General features: G+C 35.8%; 12 protein-coding genes. 9 read left to right on the plus strand and 3 right to left on the minus strand.

The annotated features are described in order from the left end of the window. Nucleotides 1-14: 14 nt before the first annotated feature. A complete protein-coding gene (locus tag IPK91_02010; GenBank protein ID MBK8296066.1) occupies nt 15-899 on the plus strand; it encodes a hypothetical protein in 885 nt (294 codons plus the stop codon). 6 nt (nt 900-905) lie between these two features. Here IPK91_02010 and tilS read toward each other — a convergent pair whose 3' ends face one another. Continuing rightward, nucleotides 906-2,216: a tRNA lysidine(34) synthetase TilS gene (tilS, locus tag IPK91_02015; GenBank protein MBK8296067.1), complete on the minus strand. Its 1,311-nt coding sequence runs from the start codon at nt 2,214-2,216 to the stop codon at nt 906-908. Nucleotides 2,217-2,230: 14 nt separating this feature from the next. Here tilS and IPK91_02020 point away from each other — a divergent pair, with 14 nt between their 5' ends. Beyond that, nucleotides 2,231-2,752, plus strand: a complete 522-nt coding sequence (locus tag IPK91_02020; protein ID MBK8296068.1) for a hypothetical protein — start codon at nt 2,231-2,233, stop codon at nt 2,750-2,752. Nucleotides 2,753-2,775: 23 nt separating this feature from the next. On the opposite strand, the gene mltG is transcribed toward IPK91_02020, so the two are convergent. Next, nucleotides 2,776-3,798, minus strand: coding sequence for an endolytic transglycosylase MltG (gene mltG / locus IPK91_02025; GenBank protein MBK8296069.1), 1,023 nt, complete (start codon nt 3,796-3,798; stop codon nt 2,776-2,778). Beyond that, the gene (panB, locus tag IPK91_02030; GenBank protein ID MBK8296070.1) at nt 3,798-4,613 is read right to left on the minus strand and encodes a 3-methyl-2-oxobutanoate hydroxymethyltransferase; all 816 of its coding nucleotides are present in this window, start codon (nt 4,611-4,613) and stop codon (nt 3,798-3,800) included. Before panB ends, mltG begins: the two co-directional genes overlap by 1 nt. Nucleotides 4,614-4,842: 229 nt before the next feature. Between panB and IPK91_02035 the strand changes: the two genes are divergently transcribed. From IPK91_02035 to IPK91_02065, 7 genes are all read left to right on the plus strand, one after another. Further along, the gene (locus tag IPK91_02035) at nt 4,843-5,847 is read left to right on the plus strand and encodes a hypothetical protein (protein MBK8296071.1); all 1,005 of its coding nucleotides are present in this window, start codon (nt 4,843-4,845) and stop codon (nt 5,845-5,847) included. A gap of 132 nt (nt 5,848-5,979) precedes the next feature. Beyond that, a complete protein-coding gene (dnaK, locus tag IPK91_02040) occupies nt 5,980-7,884 on the plus strand; it encodes a molecular chaperone DnaK (protein MBK8296072.1) in 1,905 nt (634 codons plus the stop codon). A 530-nt stretch (nt 7,885-8,414) separates the two neighbouring features. Continuing rightward, nucleotides 8,415-9,815, plus strand: a complete 1,401-nt coding sequence (ltrA, locus tag IPK91_02045) for a group II intron reverse transcriptase/maturase (GenBank protein MBK8296073.1) — start codon at nt 8,415-8,417, stop codon at nt 9,813-9,815. 233 nt (nt 9,816-10,048) lie between these two features. After that, nucleotides 10,049-11,701: a DUF1800 domain-containing protein gene (locus IPK91_02050; GenBank protein ID MBK8296074.1), complete on the plus strand. Its 1,653-nt coding sequence runs from the start codon at nt 10,049-10,051 to the stop codon at nt 11,699-11,701. A gap of 17 nt (nt 11,702-11,718) precedes the next feature. Then, nucleotides 11,719-13,407 carry a DUF1501 domain-containing protein gene (locus IPK91_02055; protein MBK8296075.1) on the plus strand — a complete coding sequence of 563 codons (1,689 nt, stop codon included), beginning with the start codon at nt 11,719-11,721 and terminating at the stop codon, nt 13,405-13,407. Nucleotides 13,408-13,419: 12 nt separating this feature from the next. Next, the gene (locus IPK91_02060; GenBank protein ID MBK8296076.1) at nt 13,420-13,704 is read left to right on the plus strand and encodes a hypothetical protein; all 285 of its coding nucleotides are present in this window, start codon (nt 13,420-13,422) and stop codon (nt 13,702-13,704) included. Between the two features lie 8 nt (nt 13,705-13,712). Continuing rightward, entirely contained in the window at nt 13,713-16,325 is a 2,613-nt protein-coding gene (locus IPK91_02065; GenBank protein MBK8296077.1) for a T9SS type A sorting domain-containing protein, read from the plus strand. The last annotated feature ends 5 nt before the right edge of the window (nt 16,326-16,330 follow it).

Below are 16,330 nucleotides of genomic sequence, written 5' to 3' on the forward strand. Positions count from 1 at the left end.
ATCGTAGTTGTATCATGAAGATTTGGATAAGTTGCCTTGTCGTATTATTTTATACCTACCCCTGTGACAGTCAGGCTTTAAGAACGAAACAAGATAGTTTTCGTTTTTTCGCTGATGCCATGTTTTTTCTAAATCAAGCTGAATTTAGAATCGAAGCAGAACATGGATTTAATAGACTTCTTAAAGAACTGGTTATTAACAATGAAGACAGTTCGAAACTAAGTTTTCTCCCCAATTTTGTCAAGTGTGAATCGGTTGATAAAACGTTGTGCATCATCAGTTGGCAGGTAGAGCGCAAATCAAAAGATTTTCATTACAGTGCTGTATTGTTTAGACCAGAATCTAAACCTATTTTTTTAAAAGATGTAGATCGAACCATTTCTCGTATTAACTACGAAGCTTTTAATTCTAAGAATTGGTATGGTGCTCTTTATTACCATGTAATTCCACTAAAAATCAACAATGCCTATACCATTTTAGGCTATCGTTTTGGTAAGGATGGCTCTAAATATCGAATTATAGATATGTTAGAAATTAAAAACGATGAATTAATTATAGGAGCTCCAAAGTTTAAGCATTTGAATGAAAAAGGAGATGAAGATTGGTATTACAGACATGTGGTAAATTATTCCCCTTCAGCCAATGTAGTTGTTAAATACGATGAGACATCCCAAATAATCTTTTTTGATCATGTTGAAACATTTACAGATGTAAAATCAGGGGAAGTCGTACGAGCACCCGACGGAACATTTGAAGCATTAGAATTTAAAAATGAGTATTGGAATTATATCCCATATCAAAAAGGTGAAATTTTGCAAACTCCACCAAGAGAAAAGCCTATATTAAACAGTGATGGCAAAGATATTTTTGGAAAGAAAAAAGAAACCAAACAAAAATGATTTGTGTCAAACTTCTTTTTTTGAAAATTTAAACTGGATGACATTTCTGGTATTCAGATCAATTTTTGCATGGTCAGATCGTTGAAGCCCGCAAATCCACAAAATATTTTCTTCAGTTGTTAATAGATACATTTTCTCCTTCTCATAGATACCAAGTTTGGAATCAGTGAATACATCCTGGATTTTTTTATGTTTTCCATTCATTCCAAAAACTTGAATGCGATCCCCAGGCTCCCATTTTCTTACTCTGAGAGGATATTTAAGTTGCGCACTATCAAAATAACAAAAGTTAGAATCTGAAAATAAAAGTTCAGATTCAGGATTACCAATTGTCCATTCCAAAATGCCATAATCCAATTCTAAAGTTCCTGTACTTGTATAAATAAGGTGTTCTGCTTCTTTTGAATGTGAAGTATTTATTTTTCTTATTTTAATTCCGTCGGGATGGATCGCAAGTTCGTAATTTGATCGGCTATAAAATAGTTTCCCACTCTTGTCTTGGTTGAATTTAATTTGTTGTATTGTTTCTGGATGAAAATCTAGATCTGAAAGATACCAACTTAAAAAGCAGGATGGATTTGTTGCGGCAATGCTGATTTCTGATTCTGAAATTTTAACATGGTGGTTTTTCCAGGATTCGTATAAATTTTGAAGTAAAGGGATTAACTCCTGGAGATGATCCATACTTCTTCTGGTCATTTGCTTAAATGCCGGGAGTCTTGATTCAATTAATGGCAAGACCTCATTTCTAAAAAAATTTCTTAAATAATAACTGGCTTCATTACTGCTGTCTTCCCGATAGGGAATATTGTTTTCGAGTGCATAGCTGCTTAGATCTGATTTTGAAAGTGGTAAAAACGGTCGAATGTGTATATCGGATTGCATGACCATGCCTTTGAGGCCATTAATACCACTTCCCCGGCTCAATTGCAAAAACAACAACTCAACCTGATCATCTGCATGATGTGCTGTTAACAAGTATTTAAAATGATGCTTCTTTATCAGCTCATCAAAAAATGCATACCGAGCTTTCCGAGCTTGATCTTGAATATTGCTTGAATTTGGTAAAACACATTCTTTGCTGTAAAATTGAATTTGGCGATCGTTTGCCCATTTGCGAATCATTTCCTGATCATAGTTGGCATCAGGAATCCTCAATTGATAATTACAATGAGCGATTGAAAAATTAAATTGAAGTTTATGTAATACATCACACAGAACCATGCTGTCTAAACCTCCACTTACTGCTACAAGGAGCAGGTCGTTTTTAGAAAACATTTCCTGGTTTTGAATAACTTTGCGTGGATTATCTATCATAAAACAGCAACAAAATGCAAATATTACGAGTACTAGCGCTAATACTGCTATTCAGTCAATGCAAAAATAAGGAGAATGCCTCGATTGGAGCTTCTTCTCAAACGCCAACAAATAATAAAGTTGAAGAGATGAAAATTCCCCCTCCAGTTATGGGTAAAATAGATGATAAATTTATCCAACTGGCTGAAAAGCAAAAAGATGCTCCTGATTTGGTAAATATGATTTGGCATTATACGTATGCATTGTCAATCAAGGAAGAAGCCCCAAAGGAAAATATTTATAAAGGCCAATGGTTGGATTTATTGACCAAAGGAGATTATAAAAAGGGACTTTATGCTGAAACCACTGAATCTGGTAAATACATTTATGATGAAAAAACAGGTTTGTTAGAACTTCGTTCAACTATCGGGACTTCTTCAGAATGGAAGGTGAAGGTGGATCCGGCACATATGATATTAATTGGGACCTCAAAATATGGAAACAATCCCTGGCAAATTAAATTATCCAGAAGGGATTCACTGCCTGTAAAGGAATAGACTTAAGAATTCAAAAGGTTTTTTTATCGTATTCGTTGGGCATTAAGCCAATTTCGATACAATTTTGCATTTTCATAGTGACCGGATAATGTTTTAGCAAATGCATGGCTTCCATCATACCCAGGACGCGCGCAAAAAAACAAATAATCATGGGGTGTTGCATTTATTACTGCATCTAAACTTGTTACCGAAGGCATGCAGATGGGTCCAGGAGGAAGCCCTTCAACAAAGTATGTGTTATAAGGAGAATCTGCTTTTAAGTGCTCCAATAAAACGCGTTGAATTCCAAACAAACCCAGTGCAAAAACAACTGTAGGATCTGCTTGAAGTTTCATGCCGGTTTTAAGCCGATTAATATAAACTCCGGCAATATCAGGTTTCTCAATATCAATGTTGGTTTCTTTTTCAACAATGGAAGCAATGATATACGCATCCGTTTTAGATAAAGCTTTTTCAATTAATTTTTGGCTTCTGTTTTCTTTATTCCAAAAAGTATGATTCTCTTGAATCATTCGTTGTAAAATGCGCTCTGGAGTAGAAGTCCAATACAACTGATATGTATTTGCAATAAAAGCTGTTAAAATATTATCTTTCGTGTAATTATTATTTTTCAATAATACAGAATCTTGTAGCATGTTTAAAAATTCAATTGAATCAGGCAATAATGAATTGCCCAATTTACCTGAGAGTTGATATACATCTCTTATAGAATTTAAAACAACTGAAACGGGGTCTTGTACTCCCTTTCTTAATTTGTTAACCAGGCTTAGATTATTACTTCCAGCTTTGATTTTATAATGCCCGGGTTTTATTTGTTTAAGCTGCATCCATTTTGCCAACCTCGTGATTAAAAAAGTATCTTGAACGATGCTATCCAGAATCATTCCAATGCTTGAAACAGGGTATGCTTTATCTATGTACAGCTCTTGGTCTTTATTGTTTTTAACATTTTCCTTAAATGCGTTCAGATAAATAGCCAGGCAAAATACGGCCACTATCAGTAGCGTAACACTTACTTTGATGTAGAAGGCTTTAGAAATTCGCATCAATATTGTTCAGTATCAGATGGGAATTTATTTTCTTTTACATCACGGGTATAATGTTGAACTGCTTCTTGAATGATTTCATGCAAGTTTGCATACCTCCGTAAAAACCGTGGATTAAATTCATGATTAATTCCGAGCATATCGTGACTTACGAGAACCTGTCCATCGGTCCCTTTGCCTGCACCAATACCAATAGTAGGAATATGAAGGCTTTTGCTAACCTCTTCTGCCAGAATGGCTGGAATTTTTTCCAAAACCAGACTAAAACATCCGGCTTTCTCCAACAAAAGTGCATCTGAGCGTAATTTTATTGCTTCGGCTTCTTCTTTTGCCCGAACGGCATAGGTTCCAAATTTATAAATAGACTGAGGAGTTAATCCTAAATGCCCCATTACAGGTATGCCTGCAGTAAGAATTCGACGAATAGAATCTGTTACTTCTGAACCTCCTTCTAATTTTACAGCGTGGGCTCCACTTTCTTTCATGATTCGAATCGAAGAATCTAGTGCCCGTTTGGTATTTCCTTGATAAGACCCGAAAGGAAGATCTACAACCACTAAGGAACGCTTTGCGGCTCGCACAACGGATTGTGCATGATAGATCATTTGGTCAAGGGTAATCGGTAAAGTGGTTTCATGTCCGGCCATTACATTAGATGCAGAGTCTCCAACCAATAAAACATCGACACCTGCTTCATCCAACATTTTTGCCATGGAATAATCATAAGCGGTCAACATGGCAATTTTCTCACCATTTTGCTTCATTTCCAGGATGGTATTGGTCGTAATACGCTTTTGCTCTTTATGAATTGACATGGCGTAAAGTTAGAGGAAATTGGCTTTTCCAAATAATATGGTATCAATTAGTTGGGCAGATCTTTAATTCTTAATATTGAATAAAGCTTACCAATTCAGGATAAAAGGATTTAGTAATCTACTAAATCAGGCTATTTAGGCTTTATTTAAAGATCCCTCGGTTTGGAAGAGCCTAAAAATTTAACTAATGACTGATTACTTCCACAAGTCTTTTCTTTACCTTCGTACTATGAAATGGCACCACTTTTTGTTTTTAGGTTTATTGGGTTTTTTAGCAGTACAATGTTCAGAAGATTTTCAATTAACAGAACCCTATAAAGACATTCCAGTTGTATATGGATTAATCAAACGTACGGATACAGCCCAATACATCCGATTGGAAAAGGCTTTTGTGGATGAAAATATCCCAGCGAGTCAAATTTCTAAAATTGTTGATTCTTTGTACTACCAAAATGCTACCGTAAAACTCATTCAAACTGCAACAAATACAAGTCATACTTTAAATCGGGTTGATGCCGCATTAGAAGGATATCCCCGGGAAGCTGGACCATTTGCTACCTTGCCAAATTATATGTATAAAATTCGTACCAGCACCTTGAATCTTAAAGGAGGCGAGGAATTGAAGTTACAGATCGATCGTGGAGATGGCAGTGCTTTGGTAAATTCAAAAATCATTTTAGTGAGTGATCTTAGTTTTGTATTTCCAGATGATGGTACCAGGCAGTTGTTTTTTGCCTATAGAAGTTCCTATGATTTTAAATGGAAGAATAAAAACAATACCACTGTATTTGATTTGAAAGCGCTTGTTTATATAGTTGAATTTGATGTGGTGTCTCAAAAATCAATAACTAAAATTATAGAAATTCCATTTGCGAAAAGTCAACCAGGTAAAATTGATCGTGTGGATAATATTTCCTCAACTAAAGTTAATGGAAGTGCATTTTACAATTTTTTACATGATAAATTGGTAGTTAACACCAATATAGAGCGATCTATCAATAAGATAGACTTTATATTAACTGGAGGCGGGCCTGAAATTCAGGGTTACTTAAGTATTTTGAATGCAAATACAGGCATTACGGCTTCGCAGGAAATACCCAGATACACAAATCTTTCTGAAGGGTTTGGCGTCTTTAGTTCGACAGTTTCCATTAAAAAGTCGATCACACTTGAGCCTCCTACTGTAGATTCCCTTCAATCAAACGCACTGACCAGAGATTTAAACTTCAAATAAATTTTTCTGACTCTTTGACATATTACGAAGCTTTATTATGTCAAAATAGGAGTAAATCCATTTGAATACTGCCAAATTTACCTATAATTCAGGATGGCATAAGGATTGACTACAATTCTTAAAAACAGCATAATGGGAAAAATAATAGGAATAGATTTAGGAACCACAAATTCGTGTGTTGCCGTTATGGAAGGGAATGAACCCGTGGTCATTGCAAATGACGAAGGCCGTAGAACAACCCCGTCGGTCGTAGCTTTTTTAGATAACGGAGAACGTAAAGTTGGAGATCCAGCGAAAAGGCAGGCCATAACAAACCCTAAGAAAACCATTTCGTCAATTAAACGATTCATGGGTGGGCGTTTTGATGAAATGAACCTTGAAACAGGCAGAATGCCTTATAAAGTACAAAAAGGAGATAACAACACATGCCGCGTCGACATTGATGGGAGGCTTTATTCTCCTCAAGAAATTTCAGCCATGATTCTTCAAAAAATGAAGAAAACAGCTGAAGATTTTTTAGGACATGAAGTTACGGAAGCTGTAATTACAGTTCCTGCCTATTTTAATGATTCGCAAAGACAAGCAACCAAGGAAGCTGGAGAAATAGCAGGCCTAACCGTAAAAAGGATTATCAATGAGCCAACAGCAGCGGCTTTGGCTTATGGAATGGATAAGAAAACCAAAGACATGACCATCGCGGTTTATGACTTAGGGGGTGGTACATTTGATATTTCCATTCTGGAATTGGGTGATGGAGTTTTTGAGGTTAAATCAACTAATGGGGATACACACTTAGGTGGTGATGATTTTGATCAGGTAATCATTGATTATTTAGCAGATCAATTTAAAAGCCAGGAAAACATTGACCTTAGAAAAGACCCTATGGCTTTGCAACGTTTAAAAGAAGCATCTGAAAAGGCAAAAATTGAATTATCCAGTTCGTCTGAAACTGAGATTAACTTGCCTTATATCACCGCAATGGATGGTGTGCCTAAGCATTTAGTTTTAAAGTTAAGTCGGTCAAAATTTGAGCAATTAGCTGATAATTTGGTTCAACGAACATTAAAACCATGTGCTGATGCGCTTAAAGATGCTGGAATGACCAATCAAGATATTGATGAAATCATATTAGTGGGTGGTTCAACCCGAATTCCAAGAATTCAACAAGTAGTTGAGGAATTTTTTGGGAAAAAGCCGAATAAAGGGGTGAATCCCGATGAAGTGGTTGCTATTGGTGCATCAATTCAAGGAGGTGTTTTAACGGGAGAAGTAAAAGACGTGCTATTATTGGATGTAACGCCCCTTTCATTTGGGATTGAAACCTTAGGAGGTGTTTACGATGTTGTAATAGAAGCCAATTCAACAATTCCAACTAAAAAATCCAAGGTTTACTCCACAGCAGCAGATAATCAGCCATCAGTTGAAATTCATATTCTTCAAGGAGAGCGACCTATGGCAAAAGATAACCGTTCTGTAGGCCGGTTCATTTTAGATGGAATTCCACCAGCACCTAGAGGAATTCCGCAAGTAGAAGTTTCCTTTGATATTGATGCGAATGGAATTTTAAGTGTCAGTGCACAAGATAAAGGAACTGGTAAAAAGCAAAACATCCGAATTGAAGCTTCAACCGGATTGTCGAAAGAGGAAATCGAAAAAATGAAAAATGAAGCAGCTGTAAATGCAGATGCAGATCGACTTACCCGGGAACGAGTAGATAAAATCAATGAAGCAGATGGAGTTATCTTCCAAACAGAAAAGCAATTGAAAGAATACGGAGATAAAATTCCAGCCGATAAAAAGCAAGCAATTGAAACTGCCTTAGAAAATCTTAAAAATGCGCATAAAGCCCAGGATTTAGAACAGATAACTAAACAACTAGAGGTGCTTAATACAGCATGGCAGGCTGCCAGTCAGGATATTTATCAGGCCAGTCAGAATGCTCAACAAGCGAATGATCAAGAGTCGGGTTCATCGAATTCTCAAAAAACAGATGAAAAAGTTACGGATGTAGAATTTGAGGAAGTCAATAAAAGTTAATTAAACTAACAATGAAATTAAAAGCCTGAACTCAAAAAGTTCAGGCTTTTTTATTGTGCGCTATGCATACCATTAATCTTTAGGGTGAAAGTCCCGAACGAGCCATCCAACGGGAATCGTTAATCCAAAACAAGGGTGTTTGTCGTGAGACAGAATCTGAAGGAAGTGGCGGATAAAATTGTGATCCAACGAACAGAAACAGAATACAAGGCTTATGCTGATGGTAAGTGGGCATTAGACTGCGAAGCCAAATAGTTGGACGTAAACAGCAGTAGTAAATTCTGTGGATTACAAGGAAAGAGTAATGAGTTTACCATAGGAGATCTGTGAAGAAAAGCGGAGGCGAAGACGAGCGAACTGGAATAGCAAAGCATCTAAACAGAAGTCAGCAGAGGTCATAGTACCAAAGAAGTTTCTGTAATGGAATGGAGGGAAGGACTGAATCCTTAAAGTTGATGAAGGTTTTTTTTTTTAGGTAGTAAAAGCTAAAATCGAAAGATTAAATGGACAGGAAAATGTCGAATATCCAGATGAAGTCTGCGAGACAGAAAGAATGTGATATAAGCGACAGCCTTTTCGCTGTGGCCATACCCGTATGGTACGAAAGCAGCGGAAAGGTAAGTCCTCAATGGCTATCTGCGTGTGAAGAACAACGACATCAGACGAAAGATTTAATGGAAGCAATAGTAGATCCATTAAATTTAGAAGAAGCGTGCAAGCGAGTAGTACGCAATGCAGGCAAAGGCGGAGTAGATGGAATGCAAGTAGGAGAACTAAGAAAATGTTTGCAAGAAAATTTGCAAACAATACAAGATGAGCTACTTGACTGTAAATACAAAGCGGAAGCAGTGCGAGGTGTACAAATTCGCAAACCCAAAGGGACAGGCTATCGTCAGTTGGGAATTCCAACGGTACGAGACCGATTAGTACAACAGGCCATTGCGCAACAATTGCAAAAGTGGTATGACCCAAGTTTCAGTGAGAACAGTTACGGATTCCGGCCAAAACGAAATGCACATCAGGCATTAAGTAAAGCAGCGAAGTATGTAACAGAAGGAAAGCGTCATGTAGTTGACATAGATTTGGAAAAATTTTTCGATGAAGTAAATCATCACCGATTAATGTGGTTACTAAGCACACGAATTAGTGATAAACGAGTGTTGTGGATAATCAAAGAATTTCTAAAATCAGGGATACTACAGGATGGTCTAATGCAACAACGGACAAAAGGTACACCACAAGGGAGTCCACTAAGTCCGTTGTTATCGAACATAGTACTCGATGAATTAGATCAAGAACTAAATCGACGAGAGATAAGCTATGTAAGATATGCCGACGATATGCAAATATTTGTAGGCAGCAAAACTAGTGCAGAACGAGTAATGAGAAGCATTACAAAGTTCATAGAGGGAAGAATGAAACTGAAGGTAAATCGCAGTAAGAGTGCAATTAGAAAATATTATGAAACAAACTTTCTGGGACATAGTATTTTAAATCAAGGCAGAGTTGGATTAAGCAGAGAAAGCGAAGCAAAGCTAAAATCAAAAGTGAAGAAAATAACACGACGTAACCGTGGAGTGTCATTCGATCGCGTTTTACACGAACTTAGACCAGTATTACAAGGGTGGCTTAACTACTTCAAATACGCAAGTATGCAAAAGAAGCTCAAAGTAATCGATGGTTGGTTGCGAAGGCGCTTGAAATGCTTTCGATTGAGGCAATGCAAACGCTGCATAGGAATCGTACGATGGCTAAGGAAACTGGGAGTTGAGGAAACATTATGCTGGAGAACAGCTCTCAGTGGTAAAGGATGGTGGCGTTTAAGCAACAGTCCTGCCCTTAACATTGGAATGAACAACGATTGGTTCGCAGTTCATGGCTATTACAGTCTTGCATTACACCATGAAAAGCTTCACCGTAAGATACTTTAAGGAAACCGCCGTACACGTAAGTACATACGGTGGTGTGAGAGGACGGTAAAGCTTAGACTTATAGTTTATCTTTACCTCCTACTTTAATAATTGGACAATTCGTATTGAAACGACATCAGAGGTATGACAAGCAGGTATTGCTCGAAAATTATTTTGCCATCTAATTAAAATCGAGCTTTAAATTTGGATTAAACGTGTAAACATGTAATTTTACAACGGTTAAATTTCAAATTATGCCCGATAATAAATGCTTTACGGGAGGTCTGCAGGAATATGTACCCAGCCCGTCCAAACCTTGGAATGAAAAGCGCATTCATCATTTGTACAATAAAATTAGTAATGGCGCTCCTTTATACCTGATCCAAGCAGCGAAAGCCAATAAACCCTCTGTTCTGGTAGATTATCTAATCAGCACAGCCATTTCCCATCCTCTTCCAGGAGAAAAGAAAGTGGGTGTTAAAACGTATGACTATACGTATGCCTGGAAAGAGCAATCCATAGCTGAGGATCCAAATGCATATTACAAATACCTCGAGTTGGTCCATATGTGGTTTAATGGAATGGTTACAGAAGGAGTGCGTCATAAATTGGTACTTTTTTGGTCAAACCATTTTGTTGCCACTGCGGATGTCACTGGAAACAGACCAACCTGGGTTTTTCAGTATTATTATTTACTTCACAAATATGCTTTAGGTGATTTTCGGGAATTTGTGAAAGCTATTGGATTAACTCCGGCAATGATCTTGTATTTAAATGGAAATGCTAATGTAAATGGTCGGCCAAATGAAAATTATGCACGGGAGTTATTGGAATTATTCACAATGGGTGTTGGAAATTATACGCAGAAAGATGTAGCAGAAGTAGCACGTGCATTAACCGGTTGGAATATTTCTTATTATGAATCGCCTGCAGGAAGTGGACAGTACTATATCGGTCCACTCAGAGAGAATGAATTTGTTTTTTATAGGTATAATCATGATTGGAAAGGTAAAGTAATTTTTGGTCAACAGGTTGGAAACAATGGAGGGGTAGTGCCATCTACTGATGCAGAAGCGCTGACAAAAGCAAAAAACGAATATGACAAATTACATGATGAGGTAATATTTAAAGCAAAGAAAAACGAAGTTGCAAAATTCATTTGTAAAAAATTATATAAATATTATTTATATAATGATCCTCCTCAGGATATAATTGATGGATTAGCTACTGTTTTTATTAATAGCAATTTTAATATAGCTTCCGTTTTAAAGACCTTGTTTAAAAGCGAGCATTTCTATGAAGACGAAGCAATGGGACTGATTATAAAAAGTCATATAGATAATCAAATTCATTATTGTCGAAGTTTGGATTTAGAGCCTGGAAAAGATTATTTTAAATACAAATGGATAAATAATTCGTTTCAAGCTGAAGTCACAGATCCTGTTAATTTTCCGAATACTTTAAACAGAGATACTTTAAGTTTTCTTTATTATGCAAATAATAATCTTGGTCAAACTTTATTTAATCCCATAAACGTTGCAGGATGGCCTGGTTATAGATCCTGGTTGAATGAATTTACTCTTGTAAACCGTTGGAAATATAATAGGGATCAAATGAGTTATTATTTACAATATGATTCAACAAAAACTAAATATCGAAATTTTTTAAAAGATATTAGTAATAATTCAAAAGATCCGGATTTAATTGTTAGAAATGTAATTAATTATTTTATGACAGTTGATTTGGATGAACAATACATTCAAACAGCCATCGGAATTTTTAAAGCCTCTGTACCTTCTAATTATTATCTGGATGGTACATGGAGTCTTGATTATGTTACAGTTCCTAATCAATTGATTAACCTGATGAACTATCTAGTAACATTACCTGGATATCAATTATTGTAAACTCCAAAATCTATTATATGTGCAACGATCAAAATTTTGACAAAAACCTGTTTCGCTCAGATCTTGGAGAAAAACACAATGAAGATCACTTAACCTGGAATCGGAGGCAATTTTTAATGACCGGAGGGATTGCAGGATTAGGTACCATGTTATTGAGTGGGATTCCGGTAAATCCAATTTTATCAAACGCTTTTGCTGCACCGCTTGCAGCTGGTGGCGATTCAATACTCGTTTTGCTCAAATTGTTTGGAGGAAATGATGGACTGAATATGGTATTTCCTCATTCAGACAATGCTGGAAAAGCTGAATATATTAATTTAAGACCTGGTTTGAGCCATAAATTTGGTACAGATTATAATGACAACACGGTTTTGTCAGGATTTGGTGGTTCAGATTTTGCGTTGCCATCAACGATGCAGTCCTTAATGCCGATGTGGCAATCAGGAAAAATGAATATTATTCATAATGTGGGTTATCCAAATCAGGATTATTCGCATTTTTCGTCTATTGACAATTGGTCTAGTGCAGCTGATAACGTTTATGATAAACGATACAATTCAGGGTATATGGGTCGATTTCTTGAACAGGATTTTCCGTCGTTTAGTGAAACACCTCCCACGGTTCCACCTGCATTGCGAATTGGCTACAGTGCTGATTTAGTATTTAAGTCTGCTAATAATCAACAGTATGAATTGGTCTTTAATGATCCAAATGAATTTTACAGGCTGGCCCAATATGGTAAATTATACCCTACAGATGGATTAAGTGATTGTCCACAAGGTCAGGAAATTGAGTTCTTAAGACAATTGACAAATAACTCATTGCGATATTCTCAATCCGTTACTCAAGCATACAATTCAACATTAAATAAAGTTAGCTATCCGGCAAATACTACATCCAGATTGGCAGAGCAATTAAAAATTGTATCCAGACTTATAAAAGGAAAATTAGGTACTCGGATTTTTATGGTTTATATGGATGGTTTTGATACGCATGCCGACCAAAAAACATACCATGCCACGTTACTTGGTCATATTGCTGATTCAGTATCTGCTTTTTTTGCGGATTTACAAGCAGACAATTTTGATAAGAATGTGTGTTTGATGAGTTTTTCTGAATTTGGTAGAACAATTCGCGAAAATGGTTCTGCTGGTACCGATCATGGTAACATGTCTCCGATGATGTTGTTTGGAGATGCTGTAAAAGGTGGCTTTACTGGCAATCCAATGAATTTAAATGATGCAACTTTAAAGGCTGGGGACACAAGGGTTTATTTCGAAAATCAAAGTTGCATTGATTTTAGATCCATGTATTCCAGTGTAATGGAACAATATTTATGCCTTGACACCGAACTGGTAAATTATTCTTTAGGAAAATCTTATCCTCGTTTAAATCTATTTGATAATCCTTGTAATGGAAAAAGCTACGGCTCTAATTTTAATACCTTGCTTTTAGGACACAATCCAAATGAATTTAATAATAAAATCATTGAAGTTAAATTTTCGCAGTTGCAATCTAATGAAGTTAAATTGCAGATCAAATCAATAAATGGAAAAACACTTGCTGTGTTGCATGAAGGGTTTACAACAAAAGGGTCTTATGCAATTCCATTTGACCCAGTAAAATATAAAATTCCGCCAGGAGAGTATATTTATCAACTCGACAGTGCAGGAAAGACTTTGTCAAGAAGATTTAATATTTTTTAAACTAGGAAGGCTATGAAAAAAATTATATTTTTCGTATTTGTAAGTATTCAATTTATAAGTGCTCAAAATCAAATAGCTTATGAGCAATTCAGTGCCTGCAGTCTTCCAGCTAATTGGAATTTATTAATTGAAAAAGGAACAAGTGGTTTTCCATTGTTAAAAGCAATCTGTTTCCTTCTTCGGATGCTACCTGCAGTATTGTTTACAATCAAACATCTTCAACAAATGGAGGAGATAAAAAATTTTCAATTACAACAAAAGAGTTTGATTTATTTGCATATGACCAATATGTTTTAAACTATGGATTGCGGCTTATCAATACAAATACAAACAATAAATTAACTGTTTATGCAATAATTGATGGAAATCAACAAGTTGTTCAAACATATACAAAAGATATCGTTCAAAATGGTTTGGTCGTTGTAAATCAGGCAGTTAATTTTAATTCAACAAATGCCAGTAAAAAAGCAAAATTTACTTTTGAATATCAGACATCAGGAATAGATTTTAATTCACTGGTTATTATTGATAATTTGAGTTTAGCCGGGCCTGATAATGATGATTGTGCCAGAGCAGTAACAATCGAATTGGATAAGAATTGTTTGGGAGGTAATAGTACCGGAGCTTTTATAACTGGACCAACTGTACAATGTTCAGGTAATTTTACTCAAGGACTTTGGTATAAATATCAAAGTGCATTTTCTGGAAAATTAAAAATTGAAACAAAGGCAAGTTACAACGATGCTGTTAGCGTTTTTGAAGGTTCTTGCTTGAATCTAAAGGATCTTAAATGTTTCAATAAAGATGAATATGGTTTTGAGGGTGAAACCAATTTTATAGATGTTGAAAATGGAAAGACTTACTTTATTCGGGTAGCTAAGCAAATTGGTTTTTATGGTAGAGAAGACATTGGAGAATTATGTGTTAGCATTAAGAAACAAGATCCTGTTTATCCGCCTCATGATTTGTGTGATTCTAAAAAATTAATTTCAATAAATTCAAATTGTATTTCTGAAACAAATATCGCTGCTGAATTTGATAATCCGGTTCCCAGTTTAAATAATAAATCAAGAGCTGATGTTTGGTATTATTTTAGAACAAGTTCAACTAAGGATTTAGAAATTATTTCTCACGCAGATTTTGCAGATGTTTTGACTGTATTTAAAGGCACCTGTACTCAACTTGTAGAAGTTAAATGTGAGGATTTGGGTGGTAAATTATTATTAGAAAGTCCGACTTTAAATACTGACTATTTTATTCAAGTATCAGGATACTTCTCTAGTATTGAAGGACATTTGTGTATGGAAGTAAAAGATCATTCGACAAATAAACCAACAAATGAAGATTGTATTACTTCAAAAGCAATAACATTAAATGCAGCATGTCAAAGTAGTTCCACGATCAATAGTGCGAAGAGTACCATTAAACCAAGTTGTATAGTTTATAATTCACCCGATGTTTGGTATAGTTTTGTAGCTCCTTCAGAAAAAAGCATTTCATTGGATATCCAAGCAGGGTTTCTATTTCATTATGGTATCTATTCCGGAAGTTGTTCTAACTTAACTGAGATAGTTTGTGGTAAAACACCTGATCCTTGTGCTGGTCCAATTGTTATCAATGGTTTGGAAGCTGGAAAAACATATTATTTACAAATATTGGCAGCTGTAAATCCTTTAAAAGCTATTGAAGGAGATATTTGTGTGCGAATCGATGAGCTAAGCAAAGCCATTCCATTTATACCTATTGATTTAAATTTGCAAATTGATTGTTTGCATGGTGTATTAGGACAAGTAAATTATACTGTCAGTGGAGGAAAAGGCAATCATACGTATACCGGTCCAGGAGCAAATGAAATTTTGTATCCTGGAACCCAGATAGAAGCATTTGTTGAAGATGAATCCGGATGTAGAGATTTTGTTAAAACTTCTGTGGATTGTCAAGCTCCTGCCCACTGCAAGAATTCTACCCTCGATTTGGAAATTGTTTCTGAGTGCTTAATAGACCAAATTGGAAGGCAAACTGGGGAAGTAATATTACATATAAATGGCAAAGGAGGTTCCGGAGCTTATTACTTATACGGAACTCCAAATGGAAGTAAATTGAGCCATGGAGATACTTATCAAATTATTATTATAGATAGCGACAGTTGTTATGTGATTGAAGAAGGTCGTATTAATTGTCCACCTTTTGATTGTTCGCAATCCAAATTAAGTATTGCAGCGGATTATACTTGTGTAGACACCTTATTAAAAGCGATATTAACCATTTCAGCCACAGGAAATTTAGGTGCATTAAGTTTGACTGGCAATCGTACGGGTGATCAATTGAGCCAGGGAGAAAAATATTCTGTTCAAGCCGAGGATGAAGCTGGATGTAGTGTCAAGGTAGAAGGTGAAATCAAATGTAATTTTGATTCTTGCGCCTATGCAAGACCTAATTTACTAGTTAATTACGAATGTGTAGTTGATTCCAATGGGAATCGAAGTGGTCAAGCTGTATTGCATGTGAACTCTACAAGCTATGCAGGAGGTATAAAAATCCTAGGGAATCAGGATGGAGACACGTTGCGACATCTGGATTTATATGCCGTTCAAATGGTAGATTCATTTGGGTGCAGTATTTCAAAATCTGGTGAAATAGATTGCCTGCCTGTTTCAACTGGTAGTCAAGATAATTTAAATGGACTTATTTTAGTTCCAAATCCGGCCAATGATCGAGTTACCATTTATTTTAAAAAGCAACTTCCTAAGGATCTTAATTTTTCAATTTTTGATTCCAATGGTAATTTATTGAGGAATGGGATTCTGAATTCTTCCCAGAATTTTGATTTAAATATTAAGGATTTTCCATCTGGAGTAATTTACATTAAACTGATCGGAAATTCATTTTTTGATATAATTCGATTTATTAAAATCTAATTTAA

The sequence above is a fragment of the Saprospiraceae bacterium genome, assembly GCA_016712145.1.
Taxonomy (GTDB): Bacteria; Bacteroidota; Bacteroidia; order Chitinophagales; family Saprospiraceae; genus Vicinibacter.